General features: G+C 40.1%; 15 protein-coding genes. 6 read left to right on the forward strand and 9 right to left on the reverse strand.

What is annotated here, in order from left to right:
- Window positions 1-66 precede the first annotated feature (66 nt).
- Complete coding sequence (locus tag LQ203_RS09900) at window positions 67-504, reverse strand: MarR family transcriptional regulator (protein WP_230157572.1); 438 nt, start codon at window positions 502-504, stop codon at window positions 67-69.
- 157 nt (window positions 505-661) lie between these two features.
- Between LQ203_RS09900 and LQ203_RS09905 the strand changes: the two genes are divergently transcribed.
- The 3 genes from LQ203_RS09905 (at window position 662) to LQ203_RS09915 (ending at window position 4,358) form a co-directional block, all read left to right on the forward strand.
- Window positions 662-2,158 carry an ATP-binding protein gene (locus LQ203_RS09905; protein ID WP_230157574.1) on the forward strand — a complete coding sequence of 499 codons (1,497 nt, stop codon included), beginning with the start codon at window positions 662-664 and terminating at the stop codon, window positions 2,156-2,158.
- A gap of 109 nt (window positions 2,159-2,267) precedes the next feature.
- The gene (locus LQ203_RS09910; RefSeq protein ID WP_230157577.1) at window positions 2,268-3,491 is read left to right on the forward strand and encodes an MFS transporter; all 1,224 of its coding nucleotides are present in this window, start codon (window positions 2,268-2,270) and stop codon (window positions 3,489-3,491) included.
- Window positions 3,492-3,626: 135 nt separating this feature from the next.
- On the forward strand, window positions 3,627-4,358 hold the full coding sequence (locus tag LQ203_RS09915; RefSeq protein ID WP_230157579.1) for a ZIP family metal transporter: 732 nt from the start codon (window positions 3,627-3,629) through the stop codon (window positions 4,356-4,358).
- 268 nt (window positions 4,359-4,626) lie between these two features.
- Here LQ203_RS09915 and LQ203_RS09920 read toward each other — a convergent pair whose 3' ends face one another.
- A complete protein-coding gene (locus LQ203_RS09920; protein ID WP_230157581.1) occupies window positions 4,627-4,869 on the reverse strand; it encodes an aspartyl-phosphate phosphatase Spo0E family protein in 243 nt (80 codons plus the stop codon).
- A gap of 420 nt (window positions 4,870-5,289) precedes the next feature.
- Window positions 5,290-7,452, reverse strand: a complete 2,163-nt coding sequence (locus LQ203_RS09925) for a PAS domain S-box protein (RefSeq protein WP_230157583.1) — start codon at window positions 7,450-7,452, stop codon at window positions 5,290-5,292.
- Between the two features lie 275 nt (window positions 7,453-7,727).
- Between LQ203_RS09925 and LQ203_RS09930 the strand changes: the two genes are divergently transcribed.
- Both LQ203_RS09930 and LQ203_RS09935 read left to right on the forward strand, forming a co-directional pair.
- Window positions 7,728-8,753, forward strand: a complete 1,026-nt coding sequence (locus tag LQ203_RS09930) for an acyltransferase family protein (protein WP_230157585.1) — start codon at window positions 7,728-7,730, stop codon at window positions 8,751-8,753.
- 204 nt (window positions 8,754-8,957) lie between these two features.
- Entirely contained in the window at window positions 8,958-10,718 is a 1,761-nt protein-coding gene (locus LQ203_RS09935) for a B12-binding domain-containing radical SAM protein (RefSeq protein WP_230157586.1), read from the forward strand.
- A gap of 41 nt (window positions 10,719-10,759) precedes the next feature.
- On the opposite strand, the gene LQ203_RS09940 is transcribed toward LQ203_RS09935, so the two are convergent.
- Both LQ203_RS09940 and LQ203_RS09945 read right to left on the reverse strand, forming a co-directional pair.
- Window positions 10,760-10,906 (reverse strand): hypothetical protein, encoded by a 147-nt coding sequence (locus tag LQ203_RS09940; RefSeq protein WP_230157587.1) that lies wholly within the window; start codon window positions 10,904-10,906, stop codon window positions 10,760-10,762.
- Window positions 10,906-11,064 carry a hypothetical protein gene (locus LQ203_RS09945; RefSeq protein ID WP_230157588.1) on the reverse strand — a complete coding sequence of 53 codons (159 nt, stop codon included), beginning with the start codon at window positions 11,062-11,064 and terminating at the stop codon, window positions 10,906-10,908. The genes LQ203_RS09940 and LQ203_RS09945 overlap by 1 nt, the downstream gene beginning before the upstream one ends.
- Before the next feature lie 121 nt (window positions 11,065-11,185).
- Between LQ203_RS09945 and LQ203_RS09950 the strand changes: the two genes are divergently transcribed.
- A complete protein-coding gene (locus LQ203_RS09950) occupies window positions 11,186-11,521 on the forward strand; it encodes a DUF3905 domain-containing protein (protein WP_230157589.1) in 336 nt (111 codons plus the stop codon).
- A gap of 85 nt (window positions 11,522-11,606) precedes the next feature.
- On the opposite strand, the gene LQ203_RS09955 is transcribed toward LQ203_RS09950, so the two are convergent.
- From LQ203_RS09955 to LQ203_RS09970, 4 genes are read right to left on the reverse strand one after another with little or no spacing between them, the layout of a single operon-like run.
- Window positions 11,607-12,584: a quinone oxidoreductase gene (locus LQ203_RS09955; RefSeq protein ID WP_230157591.1), complete on the reverse strand. Its 978-nt coding sequence runs from the start codon at window positions 12,582-12,584 to the stop codon at window positions 11,607-11,609.
- Window positions 12,585-12,600: 16 nt separating this feature from the next.
- Window positions 12,601-13,380 carry an enoyl-CoA hydratase gene (locus LQ203_RS09960; protein WP_230157592.1) on the reverse strand — a complete coding sequence of 260 codons (780 nt, stop codon included), beginning with the start codon at window positions 13,378-13,380 and terminating at the stop codon, window positions 12,601-12,603.
- Between the two features lie 19 nt (window positions 13,381-13,399).
- A complete protein-coding gene (locus LQ203_RS09965; RefSeq protein WP_230157593.1) occupies window positions 13,400-14,179 on the reverse strand; it encodes an SDR family oxidoreductase in 780 nt (259 codons plus the stop codon).
- A gap of 29 nt (window positions 14,180-14,208) precedes the next feature.
- Complete coding sequence (locus LQ203_RS09970) at window positions 14,209-14,967, reverse strand: 2-phosphosulfolactate phosphatase (RefSeq protein ID WP_230157594.1); 759 nt, start codon at window positions 14,965-14,967, stop codon at window positions 14,209-14,211.
- Window positions 14,968-14,969: the final 2 nt, after the last annotated feature.

The following is a 14,969-nucleotide window of genomic DNA, read 5'->3' on the forward strand; positions in this document are numbered from 1 at the left end:
GCACCCTCATGCACTTAAACATAAAAAACCAGCACCAAATATAAAACGAGGGTGCTGGTTCATTAGCTAATTTTGAGCGGAATAGCCGATTTTTTTAAGCAATTCTATCACGGTAGCCTTTTCATCTTGCGTAAGTACACTCATGATATCATCGATTCTTTTTTCATGCTCCGGAAATACCCCTTCAATAAAGGCCTTTCCTTTTTCCGTTATTTTGGCAAAGGTTACACGGCGGTCCTCTTTACATGCTATTCGCTGAAGGTATTCCTTCTGTTCAAGTTTATCCACGACATAGGTAATGCTGCCGCTCGCTAGCAGGATCTTTCCACCTATTTGTTGAAGAGGTTGATCGCCTTTATGATAAAGTAATTCCAGTACGGCAAACTCAGTGGGATTTAAACCCTCTTCGGCTATATGTTTATTTACCACATCATTAATTGATCGATGAGCTCTAGACATCACAATGAACAGTTTCAAAGACTGTTGGATGTTATTATTCTCCATAACTTCACAACCTTAAAAGTTTTTAATTAAAATATCTTGAATTAAAAGTTATTATATGACATTATGGCTTGTTTGTCAATTTGCCCTTCAATAGTATGTACTATTGTTTAATTACACAGTTTGATATACTTGAAAAAAAGTTAAAGTAGTGACAAACATGAAAATAAGGCATAAATTCAGCACATATTTATTTATTGTTATTTTACCATTATTTATTCTATCCATCATTTATTGGATGCATTTAGAACGTTCCATCCAAAAAGAAAGACTGGAACAAGCTGAATGGGCGGGAACGGTTTATCAAGAATACATAGACAAAGTAATTAGTGAAACGAAAAAAAATCTTGAATTGCTGAGCCTTAGCAGCTCTGTTCTTTATTTGGATGATAAAAAAACCGAGCATCTTATGAAATGGATCAAGGATACAGATCCGAGGTATGCAGGAGTATATTGGCTAAATCAGGATGGCGTTTCCATATCAGGGACGAATCAGGATTTTTTTCATTCCTATTTAATTGGACAGGATGATATGGACCGTGCAGTAAAAACTCAGAAAGCCGTTGTTGTAGGAACTAAGGAGTCAAATAACCCGAGTTTACATTATTTCACCATTTTCGCTCCCATTCTGGATCATGATAAAAAGGCCCAAGGGTTTTTATTGGTCCAAATTAGTTTGGACCATATGGAAAAGACATTAAAAATGCTCATCCCTAATCAGACCTTGATGCTGGAATCAAGCGATAAAACACGAATTTTAGATATAAATGCTGGAGACTTTGCTGGACGTTCGCCATGGGTGGATGTTCCTTTGACCGAAGTGGATTGGACCCTTTCCGTCAAGATGCCTGACGCGCTTAACACAAATAACATGAATGTCTTCTTGATGTTTGTGTTTTTCACCTTCTTTTTTACTCATATGATCTATACCATCGTTGAGGAACTGATCGTCCGTAGCAATACGAAAAACCAAAAGTTATTAATCGATAGGCAAAAAATAGATTTTGTCGGTACATTGGCTGTGAGTACTGCACATGAAATAAGAAATCCACTTACAGGCATAAAAGGACTGGTACAGTTACTGGGTGAAAAGCACCCTGAAGAACAAGATCAGTTTTATTATTCTGTCATCAATAAAGAAATAGAACGGATCAATAGTATCGTCAGCGAGTTTTTAATTTTAGGGAAGCCCATGGCCCAGACTTTATCCTTATATGATATTCGCAGTATTATTGCTGAATTGAGACCAATAATAGAATCTGAAGCACGTCACTTTAATATTGAAGTGGAATGGAATATCATAAAGGAACCGATCAGGGTTCATTGTACGAAGGACCAACTCAAACAAGTCATTCTTAACATTGCCAAAAACGGTTTCGAGGCCATGGAGGTTGGAAAAGAGTTAAGGATACGAATTTACCATGAAAATGAACGGGCGAAAATCGTAATCATCGACACTGGGAAAGGACTTAATGAAAAAGATATCGGCAAAGTGTTCGAGCCCTTCTATACATCGAAAAAAGAAGGTACAGGATTAGGGCTATTTGTGTGTAAACGAATTATTGATTCATTCAATGGAACCATCGAGCTTACAAGTAAGCCTTTAAAGGGTACAACTGTTACAATCTGCTTACCACTAATAAAAGAACATCCTTAGGCATTCATTGAAGTATATTCTTTATAAGAGACAGGACAAACGATTCATGATTGACGAACCTACATATGGTAATGTAGACATATTTATACAGGAAGAAGGAAATATACATATGGGAAGTATCTCTGCCGTTAAAACAAACACAAACAAACAAGATATGACTCTGAAAATTATGATCATCATAGGCATTTGCCATTTAATGAATGATTCTCTTCAGGCCGTTGTACCGGCCATGTTCCCTATCCTCGAGAAATCAATGTCGCTAACGTATACACAGCTGGGGATGATTGCATTCTGCCTGAATATCGTATCATCACTTCTGCAACCTGCTGTTGGGTTCTATACGGATAAAAAACCCCTTCCCTATGCATTGCCAATTGGATTGACCAGCACACTAATTGGGGTCATCATACTTGCTATTGCCCCAAGCTATACCATTATCCTCGGTGCAGTCATCCTGATGGGCTTCGGGTCTGCCATTTTCCATCCGGAAGGCTCTAGGGTTGCCTACATGGCAGGAGGTCCAAAGAGAGGCCTGGCACAATCGATTTATCAGGTTGGCGGGAATAGCGGGCAGGCCCTTGCCCCACTCATCACTGCCATCGTGCTTGTTCCATTTGGACAAAAAGGTGCACTCTGGTTCGCCCTGGTTGCCTTAACGGCCGTTATTCTATTACTGTATATTGCCAAGTGGTATTCTCACAAACTTGTTCACTTCCAGCCGAAAAAGCTGGCTGCAAAAGTCATCAATAAAGAGCGGTCACATAAAGTGGCCAAAGCATTGGTTTTAATTTTGTTCATTATTTTTGCACGTTCCTGGTATGTATCAGCCATGACGAACTTTTACAGTTTTTATTTAATTGAGCAGCATTCATTCACGATTAAATCCGCTCAGGTTTTCCTATTTGCCTTTTTAGCCGCTGGGGCTGTAGGTACGTTTTTCGGCGGACCGCTTGCGGATAGATTCGGACGCAAAAATGTGATTTTCTATTCTTTCGCTGCCAGTACGCCGCTAACCGCACTTTTACCATTCGTACCTCCTACAGCTGCTTTTATCTTGCTATTGATAGCAGGATTCATCATAATGAGCAGCTTTTCGGTCACTGTAATATACGCACAGGAATTGGTACCAGGTAAAGTCGGAACGATGGCCGGTTTGACAGTAGGGTTAGCCTTTGGGATGGGGGCCATCGGATCCGTATCATTAGGGACCATTGCGGATATGATCGGAATCGAATCCATGATTAAGCTGGTGGGATTCTTGCCATTGCTGGGAATCATCGGCTTCTTGCTGCCGTCAGATCTAACATTGAAAAAATGGTATGCCGAAGAATGATTTACATAAACCATGCATAACTTTAAAACGGATTTTTCCTTGGAACCTATTTATTATGATCTCAATACAATAAATTATTGTTTCACCCAAAATTTTCAAATAGGTAGTGATATGTTTCATACAAAGGAGAAATTTATGAGTGGAGTCTTATTAGGCAGCATCTTATCTGCAATGTCTACAGGTTTCGGTGCGTTACCGATCTTGTTCATTCATGGTTCGATCACACATCGATTCAGAGACACGCTTCTGGCATTTACCGCTGGTATCATGGTGGCTGCTTCGTTATTGAGCCTGATTCCGGAGTCCCTTGCCACCGGAGGGTATATACAGCTTGTCATTGGGGTTTTTCTCGGGGTAATGACATTAACGATCATGGAAAAAAATATTCCGCATATCGATCTCAGCCATACGAAAAGTGGTATTCAGTTCGATGAAAAGGCATTGCTTATCATCACTGCCATTACTCTCCATAATATTCCTGAGGGGCTTTCTGTTGGGGTCAGTTACGCCTCGGATACGGCAGATACGGGTAACTTGATCGCCTTTGCCATCGGCCTGCAAAATGCCCCGGAAGGTTTACTAGTCGCCTTGTTTTTAATCAACCAAAAAATCGGAAAATTACTAGCGTTCCTCATAGCCACCTTAACTGGTACCATCGAAATAATAACGGGTTTATTAGGTTTTTATTTAACCTCTTACATTGGTTTCCTTGTTCCATACGGCCTTGCTTTCGCCGCAGGAGCCATGCTTTTCATTGTTTATAAGGAATTGATCCCTGAAAGTCATGGGGATGGAAATGAGCGCACTTCCACTTATTCCTTTATTGTCGGTCTATTGTTCATGGTTATATTATTGGAAGTTTTGTAATTTCCGACACGTCTGGCTGGCTCCTTAAAGTGAGTCAGCCCTTTCTTCTTAAAATGCTTTGGATTCCATACACGGCTTGTACAAAAAGATTTTACAAGTATTCAACTCAGTTGAATTTCGGCTTCAAACCGTATATGTATATTTCTTGAATTATTCTCAGAAATCTTCATAAAGTTCAAGTTCGTTTCCGTTTGTAACGAACAACTAATCATTTAACCAAAAGTGAATTTCTCCCTACCGCTTGGTCGTGCATGCATTTTAGTTCTATTTAAAATGTAATATCCCCATGGAAGGGCTTCTGAACAATTACAACCATATCTTCTCGCTTGTTTCTCACTTCCACTGACGAATGATGCTGAAGAATCAAATACTCATTTATAAGTTTATCAAGTTGCTCGCTTTGGCGAAGGGTATACTCATGACCTATCCCATACATTTTTGCCAACTCCATCATTTCCCAACGCTTCATTCGAATCTCAGAACAAATTTCCGTTGCACACCTAGAATTCATAACTACATTCACTACTCCTGCCCTTTTAAAGTTACATCATAATAATGAAGTATTACAAAATATGCCTTATATGTAAATAGATTCGCAAAAAAAGACAAAACTTCTTAAATTGCGATAAAGCTTGACCTGCCTGCAGACAGGATATGACGGAAATTTCTTGATACGGTTGACCTGATATGTTGCCCTTTCGAACCTGATTCGAAAGTTCTCCCCTTTGATTTTCACTGTGCGTTAGAATCCTTCGTCCGTTCACAATCATAGATAATAAGTACAAATTTGAGTTTCATCCTTTCAAAATTGGTACAACTTATTGCTGCATCATAAAGATAAGATAAAAAAAAGGAATCCGTTTGAAAAAGGATCCCCATTAACAAATTGATTAACTGAACAGTGGGCAATGTTATTCTCCCCACTCTATTATCAATACTCGAATGGCAAATATATATGAAAGCACGTCCCTTTATCTACTTCACTTTCGACTTCTATATAACCATTGTGCTCTTCTATGATTTTATAGCTGACCATGAGCCCCAGCCCCGTTCCCCTATCCTTCGTCGTATAAAAAGGTTCACCTAACTTTTTCAGCTTTTCCGTCGATATCCCCATACCTTGATCAGTAATTGAAATACAAATGTGTTTCTCTGAATATCTGCTTGTTTTAATCCGAACAGCTCCACCATCCGGCATGACTTCCAATGCATTTTTAATGATGTTAATGAATACTTGTTTCAACTGGTTCGCTTCACATAAAACAGTAAACTCTTCTTCTTCGAAGTCTGTTTCAAATTGGATATTTTCCAGCAGTGCCTGAGCTGCAAGCAATTCTAGTGTCTCTCTCAGAATGGTATGAACATCTTGTTTAAAAACTTTTAGCGCCTGTGGCTTTGCCAATACCAAAAATTCCGTGATAATGGTTTCGATTCGCTTAATTTCGGATGTAATCACATGAAAATAGGTGGTAAAATCCCCCTTAACACCATCCTCAAGCAACTGGATAAAACCTTTTAAAGCCGTCATTGGATTCCTGATTTCGTGGGCAATCCCTGCCGCCAGTTCACCCACGACATTCAATGTATCCGATTTACGGATCTGTTCCTGCATTTCAAGATTTTTACTCACATCACGGAAAATACTTAGATTCAGGTTCGAATATAAATTTTTCCTCGTTAAGAATTCGATATGCTTAACTCGCCCATCTTCAAATGTTATCGGAATGATGGATGAGTAGACCTCATGCTTGTATACATTTTCAATGTGTGCGTTCACGTCAGGTGCATTTCCAGGAATTTTCTTAATGAATCCCTTTACAGACAAAGAAAGTAGTTTATCCTTCGATATTTCCAATATTTTCTGACCTGCTTCATTAATATCCGTGAACCCTTCATGATTCCATAAAATCAAGCCGTCCAAAGTTCCCTCGAAAATTTTCCTGAATTTCTTTTCACTATCCCTTAATTCCTTCTCAATCAGCCAGCGTTCGCTGACATTTCGAAAAATTGTTACGTTATACCCATCACCTTCATGTTTTTTTGCGGTCAATTCAAGTAATTTAATTTGATGATTCGGCATTTTATAAATCAGTTCGCCCCTCACTTGGGTGTCCCTTTCAAACGTTTCCATCATCTGGACAAAATGATGATTGTTGCTGTACACATATTTCCAGATATAACTCCCTATCAATTCCTCCCGGCTGGATTCAAATATTTTACATGCTGATTGATTGACTCGAAAAATAATCCCGTCATCATTCCAAAATATAATCGCATCCATTGACTGGTCGAATAGTTCCGCAAAAATCCGTTCGCTCGTCTCTAACTTCTTTTCTATTAAATTTGATTCTGTAAGTCTTCCTAATACCGACATGTATAATTCATTTCCGACCGTAGAACTAATGGAAAATGTAAAATGATGCGGTACATCCCGGACCATTAACTCTACCTCTCCTTTGAAGTTCGACTCTGCGTAGACACTTTGTATGCTTTCTTCCCAATAGGTCTTGTAATCCGGGGATATGAGATCCATCATATTCTTTCCGACAATCTCTTTTTTTGGGATCCCTAAAAAGTGGATAAATGCATGATTCACTTCCATGATGATTCCCGAACTATCGAAAAGGACGATACTTTCTACCGCTGCATCAAATATGTCCAAAAACATCTGCCTAGACATTCTTGTTTCCTTGGAGAAAGAAACATCCAATGTCACATCTTCCAATCGATAAATTTGCTGCCCTTCGGAAAGTTCACCCATAAGCACAAATTCAATTTGCTTAAGGGCCCCCGTATGAAGCTGGATCATCTTTCTTTCTCTTCCATCCATTTTTTTTCGGGAACCCGACTCTTCCTGATTACTTAAAGGGATGGCATCGAAAAAATCAGTTATCTTCATCGAAACCAGCTGATTTTTCGATGTTTCCAGCAGGGAACAAGCGGCATCATTGACATATGTAAGCCTTAGTTTCTCATCAACCCTAATATAAGGCTCGGACATTGAATTGAAAATGTCCAATAATCCTTTAACCTGTTTATTCAATTTTATAATCTCTCGTTTATATTCCGTTTCATTTTCATAACCGATATTCATATTAACACCCCTTTTCCAAACCCACTACTTACCAAACTTTATTCGACGCCCATCTTGAATTTCCTCGGTATTTTCGAAAATCGGAGCAATTATTGAAAACCTAAATTTTCCTCTATGTCAAATTATAGTATGTTGAATCGTTTAATACTTAGCGTTAAGCTTAATTTAAGGGAATTATAATAAATTTAATAAATAAGATTACGCATTGCGTATTTAGGGTATAGAAATAACAATGCTTTCTAGCTACCTTAAAAATTTATTATATGGAGGCAAATATGAAACAACGTGATTTTTTCTTCGATAACGCCAAGTTCATTCTCATGGCCTTTGTCGTCTTTGGTCATTTGCTGAATACGTATATACATGACAGTGAAACGATTTACGCTTTATATAAAACCATTTATTCCTTTCACATGCCAGCCTTTATCCTTGTATCAGGGTTCTTTGCAAAAGGCTTTTATCAAAAAGGATATTTAGCTAAAATTACAAAAAAATTAATCCTGCCTTACGTTATTTTCCAATTGATATATACCGTTTACTATTATTTCTTATATGAACGGTCTGCCATCACTGTAGACTTGCTCGATCCCCAATGGTCGCTTTGGTTCTTGATCAGTTTATTCTGTTGGAACATCATGCTGCTTGGTTTTTCAAAGCTTAAGCCTTCAGTAGGCATAGTTTTATCTTTATTAATCGCTTTATTGATTGGGTATATTGACAATATCTCCAATTATCTTAGTCTCTCAAGGACTTTCGTTTTTTTCCCGATGTTTTTAATCGGGTACCATTTAAGCAAAGACCATTTAAAAAAATTATTCACACCCAAAGTTCGTTTGGCTTCACTAGGTATCATGTTAGTAATTTTTATCGGTTTTTATTTAAATACCGATATCAATTATAAATGGCTTCTCGGTTCAAAACCGTATGCCGATCTTGAAGATGCGACGATCGTGTCCATGTTTAAACGTTTGGGATTTTACGGATTGAGCATACTTTCAGTGTTTAGCTTTCTATCTTTCATCCCACGCGGACAATATTTCTTTACGAATTGGGGTAAACAAACTTTATATGTGTATTTGCTACACGGCTTCTTCATTCGTTTCTTCCGTGAAAGCACTATACATGACTACTTCAGTAATACAGAGAGCTTCATCATGCTCGCCGGCCTCTCTTTCTTGATCACTGTGTTATTATCAAGCGAAATGATCGCTACGATGGCCCAGCCAATCATCGAATTGAAGACGACCAAAACAAAACGATTCATGATTAAAACAAAAGAGTATTTAAAACAGGCATTTTGAAATAAAACGGATAAAGCATTTTCTGCTTTATCCGTTTTTTTCGAAGTCTTTTCATTATACTTCGCAAGCTGAAAAGATTCCCCTTCATTACCAATAACTAATTTTTCAAATGGAGCGCGCTATGGTAAAATTACTCGTTAGTGCTTGTTTGCTTAAAAAGACATGTACACGAAAGGAGACAGGCGTTTTTTTACGCCCTTTAACATGAATATAATAATCAGTACTCTTAACGCAAAATACATTCACACTTCACTTTCCATACGATATTTAAAGGCTTATGCCCAGCCGGATTATGATGTTCAGCTGGCTGAATATACAATAAAAGATCCGATTATGAACATCGTTGGTGACCTTCACTCCAAAAAACCTGATGTCATCGGGTTCAGCTGCTATATTTGGAACATCGAAGAAACAATGAAAGTCGTAGCCATGCTGAAGAAGATCAATCCAGAATTGGTTATCATTCTCGGAGGACCTGAAGTCACATATGATGTTGGTGAATGGCTTGATCAGATTCCCGGGGCCGATTTTATTGTCATTGGCGAAGGTGAAGTTACCTTCAAGGCCCTTTTATCTGAAATTGAAGGTGCAAACGATTATAAGAAGGTCGGCGGCATCGCCTATCGACAAGACGGAAAAAAAATCATCCAGCCACAGAACGGTAAGGTTGATTTGAAGTCACTTCCTACACCCTATCGTTTGGAAGAAGACCGTGGCGATCTATCTAAACGTGTCACTTATATCGAAACTAGCCGCGGGTGTCCGTTCAGTTGCCAATTTTGCCTTTCATCCATTGAAGTGGGAGTCAGGTATTTTGACCGTGAAAAGATTAAAGAAGATATCAGGTACCTTATGGCAAATGGTGCAAAGACCATTAAGTTCGTTGACCGAACCTTCAATATTAGCCGAAGCTATGCCATGGATATGTTTCAATTTTTAATTGATGAACATCTTCCTGGCGTGGTTTTCCAGTTCGAAATAACAGCTGATATCATGCGTCCGGAAGTTATCCAGTTCTTGAACAATAATGCTCCTGCAGGATTATTCCGCTTTGAAATCGGTGTACAATCAACGAATGACCATACGAATGACCTTGTGATGAGGAGACAAAATTTCGATAAACTGACCCGGACCGTTACAATGGTTAAAGAAGGGCAGAAAATCGATCAGCATTTAGACCTGATTGCCGGTTTACCTGAAGAAGATTATCAAACCTTCAGAAAGACCTTCAATGATGTATTCGAACTAAGGCCTGAAGAAATGCAGCTTGGTTTCTTAAAAATGCTCCGTGGAACTGGCTTAAGGATACGTGCCGATGAGCACCAATATATTTACAGTGATCATGCTCCTTATGAAATTCTTGGAAATAACGTATTAGCCTTCGATGATATTGTCCGCATTAAGCAAGTAGAAGATGTCCTCGAAAAATACTGGAACGACCATAGAATGGATCATACAACAGAGTATCTGGTTAGAACGGTATTTCAATCGCCATTCGACTTTTTTCAAGATTTCGGTACCTATTGGGATGAACAAGGCTGGTCACGAATCGGACATCAACTTGAAGACCTGTTCCGACGCCTACAGCAGTTTCTAGCTTCCAGGGAATCAGCCGAGCTGAAAAACATTATCGGACTCATGAAGTTGGATTATTTCAAAAATCAAAAATACAAGCCACGTAAACCATGGTGGGAAGCTTCACTGGATAAACAGGGACGGAAAGAGATTTATGAAGCTATCCTAAATAAACCTGAACAGCTTGGACCTACTTTCACTGCTTTGGCCCTTAATGAAAAAGAGATACACAAACACACATTGCTTGAAGCCCTTCCCTTTGATTTGGAAACTTATTTAACGAAGGGAACAATCGTTGAAAACCCATCGATCATGCTAGCCTATTTTGATCCGAGTGGTAAAGGCTCATCCATTTTCGCTTTCTCGAAATCTGGGAGCATCATTATTTAAGAATAAGGACGGATCCCAAAATTGGGTCCGTCCTTATTCATTTATTTACTATCACGCTTTTTATTTTCTTTTGCCAATATTTCATAAATTTTAGTTGCATTCATATCGCCGCTGAATTCGATACCAAATTCAGTCCGAACATGTTCTCCCAGCTGTTCTTCCTGGGAATTCCGTTTGGCTTTATCCATTAACTTCTTCCTTTTCTGCCTTGCTTTGAATTGCGGTTGGCACCTTTCATTGGGTTTTCCTCTAAAGCGAACTCATTGGAAAACTCATTTTCGGCTTGGTTTCTTTTTGGTGTCTTACTTGCTTTGATAGCACCATCCACATTTGCTTTCCGTTTCATTTGACATCCACCCTTTTTAATAAATTTTACGTTTTAGAATGGGGTAAAACGGCCGAAAATTATTCAGGGATAATATAGGGACAGACGAGAAAAATAAATAAAACGAAAAGGGAGAGACAATATGAAAAAGAAATTGGATTCGCCAATCATGGCTGATACACAACCCCACCAAATTAATGCACCAAGCTTTAAAGGAACAGGTATAAAACCAAAAGCTCCATTTATTAATGATTATGGGGTTGTCATCGGTGATAGTAAATATGCATCCGAAAACTCACCACTTGAAAATTGGAGCGAAGAAACAGACCCGGAAATCATGGCTGGCGACGAATGGATTCACCCCACTAATGATATTGGCTGGAATTCAACAGAAAACCGCGAACTTTTAGAAGCTAAAAAAGCTCCTCAACCTCCTTTTATGCATCCTGATAAAGATGTTAGCTTTGATACAGATTGAGTGGCAACCGATGGACAATGGGACCCCTGAAATCTCCATTAAAACCAAAGGGGTGTATCACCCATTCGGTGTACACCCCTTTACTTTATTTAACCTGCAAAATCAATTTTCCTTTCGTTTGACGGGTGTTCATTTCTTCATGAACCTCTGCTGCCTTTTCAAACGGATAAATACCGCCGATAGTCAGTTTAAGCTTGCCAGACATCACGTAAGAAAAAAGATCCTCGATGCTAGGCAACAGCAATTCTGGGGTTTTCATGATCTGCGGCAGGAAAAAACCTACGACGGATTGATTCCGCCTCATTAATTGCTGCGGGTTCATCTTATAAGCCTCCCGGCTGGCATTACCAAAAACGATAAGGCGGCCAAACGGCGCCAAACATTTCAATGTTTTATTGAAAATGTCTCCTCCAGCCATTTCAAGGGCCACATCAACGCCCTTCCCACCTGTGGCCTCACGCACTTTTAGTTCCCAGCCTTCTTTAGTGTAATCGATTAGTTCATCTGCCCCCATCTTTTTAGCTAATTCCAACTTTTCCTCGGTGCTGGCGGTTGCTATCACTTTTCCAGCACCGAAGATTTTGGCAAGCTGAACAGCAATCGTTCCCACTCCGCCTGCTGCAGCATGTACCAAAACGGATTCCCCTTGCTGCAGACGTCCCATCGTCTTTAGAATATGATAGGCACTAAGACCTTGAAGGGGGAGGGCAACAGCTTCATGAAACGGTATGGCATCAGGAAGCGGAATGACAGAGAATTCATCAGATAGGGCATATTCAGAATATCCACCAGATTCGATTAAACTCACGACCCTTGTACCTGGTTTGATTTTGGTCACTTTCCCACCAACTTCCACCACTACACCTGCCACTTCTGCACCTGGAATGAACGGAAGCGGCGTAGGTACTACATATTGCCCCTCCCTTCTGGCCGTATCTGCATAATTGACGCCGGCACAATCTATTTCTATCAGCACTTCATGGCCAGTTGGTACGGGTTTTTCCTTTTCCGTCATTTTCAGTACTTCCGGTCCGCCGTATTTTTCAAATTGAATGGCTCTCATCCTTGTCCCTCCCTTATTAATTTCCGGTAAATTCCGGTCTTCGTTTCTCTTTGAATGCAGCTACTCCCTCTAGATGATCTTCTGTGGAGGCCATCAAGGTTTGCGTAATTCGCTCCTGTTCGAGCATTTCATCCAGTGTAGCCGTAAATGAATGGCTGACGAGTTTTTTCATCATTCCAAATGCTTTTGTCGGGCCGTTTGCAAGCTTATTCGCAAGTTTTAGCACTTCCTCTTCAAGTTGATGGAGTGGATATATATAATTAATGATACCTAACGTATATAAGCGCTCAGCAGAAATCGGTTCCGCTGAAAAGAAGAGTTGCTTTGCAAGATGTGGGCCAACTAACTTTGGTAAAAAATACGAACCCCCTCCATCTGAAATCAGGCCTACCTGTGAAAAACTCATGGCAAATTGACTATCATCTGAAGCGACGATCAAGTCACAAGCGAGTGCCAAATTGAAACCGGCCCCTGCCGCAAATCCATGGACGGCAGCGATTACGGGAACCTCAGAAGCATCAAGGGCCAAAATGCATTCATTCATTCTGCCGACATGATCATACAATTGACTTGCAGAGGCCTTCCCCATCGACTTCACGTCTCCTCCTGCCGTGAATGATCGTCCCGCCCCTTTGATGACTACGGCCCTTATATGGGGCTTTTGTTTAACATCTCTTATCTCTTTCGTTAGGTTTGCAATCATATCCGGGCTAAAGGCATTCAAGCTCTCAGGACGATTTAAAGTCAGGATCAATACGTTATCGATTACTTCTGTTAATAAGTGTTCTTTTAACATTTACCCATCCCCTTTTTTTCTACTTGATCAACCAGCCACCATCCACCAAAATATCGGACCCTGTCATATATGACGCTTCCGGGGAAGCAGCAAATGTAATGACATTACTAATTTCCTCAGCTCTCCCCACTCTTTCCAGTACCGTGTTTCGTTGAATCGACTTTACAAATTTTTCATTTTGCAATCCATCTTCTGTTAATGGCGTTTCAATAAAACCTGGTGAAACGGAATTGACCCGAATGCCAGCTGATGCCAGTTCCAGTGCCAATGATTTCGTTAAACTGATTACGCCGGCTTTAGCCGAGCTGTAGTGGGGGATGAATGCTCCTGCTTGATGTCCTGACAGTGAAGCGACATTCACGATTGCCCGGTTGACGGGCTTTTCATTTCCATCGCTCGCTCCCTCTACCATCACTTTCCCCAAGTACTTGGAAACAAGGAAGACACTTTTCAGATTGACATGCTGAATCATTTCCCAATCATCTGCAGTTGTATCCAAAAGCTTCGAGGACTTTGATCCACCTGCGTTATTGATTAAAATGTGAAGGTCACGATATTGTTCCTTTACATACATGGCAAGATCTTTTACATCATCCTCGTCCGTCACATCTGCAGGGAAAATATCGGCCATGGGAATAGTATGCCGGGCATTGATTTCAGCCGCCGCTTCCTTCAGCTTTCCTTTCGTCCGCCCTACCAATAATACCTTTGCCCCTTCGTCCGATAAGCGCAGCGCTGTAGCTTTCCCAATCCCAGATCCAGCACCAGTCACCACCGCTATTGCTTGTGAAAACCTCATGCCCCTCACCCCTTATCATGATTTTGATACTACGTTTCCTGCTTTTTCAATTCAGCTTCGATTCGTCCATCCACCAACTCTGGAACAAGGTCAATCGAACCCTTTTGTGCAGCCAATTTCAAATCTGCGACCAAGCTGTGTTTATCGAATAGCTGTCCGACATAAGATGATTGCAGAATATCGAAAGCATTATCGATGTTCGTGCGATAAAGTGTGGTTGCAGCCCTTGCTGCATCATTGAGTATGAACCTTTCTTGTGATCCAGCAATCATGCAATCTATCAGATGACCTGCCCCATAAAAGTCTTCCAGACTGAATTCACCTGAGTTTCCTGAACATACGATGATGATCGTTTCTATTTGATGATGTTTTTTTATTCTTTCTGCAACAGATGGATTATTCAGCAAAGAGGCGATATATACTTTCTTAGCGGCTGCAGAATTTCTCAACGCAACCGTTCCGTTAGTTGTTGACAATATTAGCGTTTTATCACGTACCAACTTACTCAATAGCGTCGGACTGGGATAGATTAAATCATCAACAGGCTTTGCTTTCAGTTCCCCTGCCACTAGAAAATCTCCTTGTTTCAATTCCTGGCTTTTCAATAGGGCATCTCCTGGATCCATGACAGGTATCACCTGGCGTGCTCCATTATGAAGTGCTGAAATAATCGTCGTAGTCGCTAACAGGACATCCAGGATGACTGCCACTTTCTCCCCTTCTTGTAGCTTTTCCCTATCTATCTCTTCTTTTTTTAATAACAAATGAATGTGTTGTACATGCCCCATTT

This window comes from Peribacillus sp. Bi96 (genome assembly GCF_918698115.1).
Lineage (GTDB): Bacteria > Bacillota > Bacilli > Bacillales > DSM-1321 > Peribacillus.

Excerpts from the sequence above, each read along its gene's own strand:
- LQ203_RS09940 (WP_230157587.1), bottom strand. The coding sequence starts at position 10,906 with ATGGATAAAGCCAAACGGAATTCCCAGGAAGAACAGCTGGGAGAACAT.
- LQ203_RS09900 (WP_230157572.1), bottom strand. The coding sequence starts at position 504 with ATGGAGAATAATAACATCCAACAGTCTTTGAAACTGTTCATTGTGATG.
- LQ203_RS09945 (WP_230157588.1), bottom strand. The coding sequence starts at position 11,064 with ATGAAACGGAAAGCAAATGTGGATGGTGCTATCAAAGCAAGTAAGACA.
- LQ203_RS09915 (WP_230157579.1), top strand. The coding sequence starts at position 3,627 with ATGAGTGGAGTCTTATTAGGCAGCATCTTATCTGCAATGTCTACAGGT.
- LQ203_RS09955 (WP_230157591.1), bottom strand. The coding sequence starts at position 12,584 with ATGAGAGCCATTCAATTTGAAAAATACGGCGGACCGGAAGTACTGAAA.
- LQ203_RS09905 (WP_230157574.1), top strand. The coding sequence starts at position 662 with ATGAAAATAAGGCATAAATTCAGCACATATTTATTTATTGTTATTTTA.
- LQ203_RS09930 (WP_230157585.1), top strand. The coding sequence starts at position 7,728 with ATGAAACAACGTGATTTTTTCTTCGATAACGCCAAGTTCATTCTCATG.
- LQ203_RS09925 (WP_230157583.1), bottom strand. The coding sequence starts at position 7,452 with ATGAATATCGGTTATGAAAATGAAACGGAATATAAACGAGAGATTATA.
- LQ203_RS09950 (WP_230157589.1), top strand. The coding sequence starts at position 11,186 with ATGAAAAAGAAATTGGATTCGCCAATCATGGCTGATACACAACCCCAC.
- LQ203_RS09910 (WP_230157577.1), top strand. The coding sequence starts at position 2,268 with ATGGGAAGTATCTCTGCCGTTAAAACAAACACAAACAAACAAGATATG.
- LQ203_RS09965 (WP_230157593.1), bottom strand. The coding sequence starts at position 14,179 with ATGAGGTTTTCACAAGCAATAGCGGTGGTGACTGGTGCTGGATCTGGG.
- LQ203_RS09920 (WP_230157581.1), bottom strand. The coding sequence starts at position 4,869 with ATGAATTCTAGGTGTGCAACGGAAATTTGTTCTGAGATTCGAATGAAG.
- LQ203_RS09935 (WP_230157586.1), top strand. The coding sequence starts at position 8,958 with ATGAATATAATAATCAGTACTCTTAACGCAAAATACATTCACACTTCA.
- LQ203_RS09960 (WP_230157592.1), bottom strand. The coding sequence starts at position 13,380 with ATGTTAAAAGAACACTTATTAACAGAAGTAATCGATAACGTATTGATC.
- LQ203_RS09970 (WP_230157594.1), bottom strand. The coding sequence starts at position 14,967 with ATGGGGCATGTACAACACATTCATTTGTTATTAAAAAAAGAAGAGATA.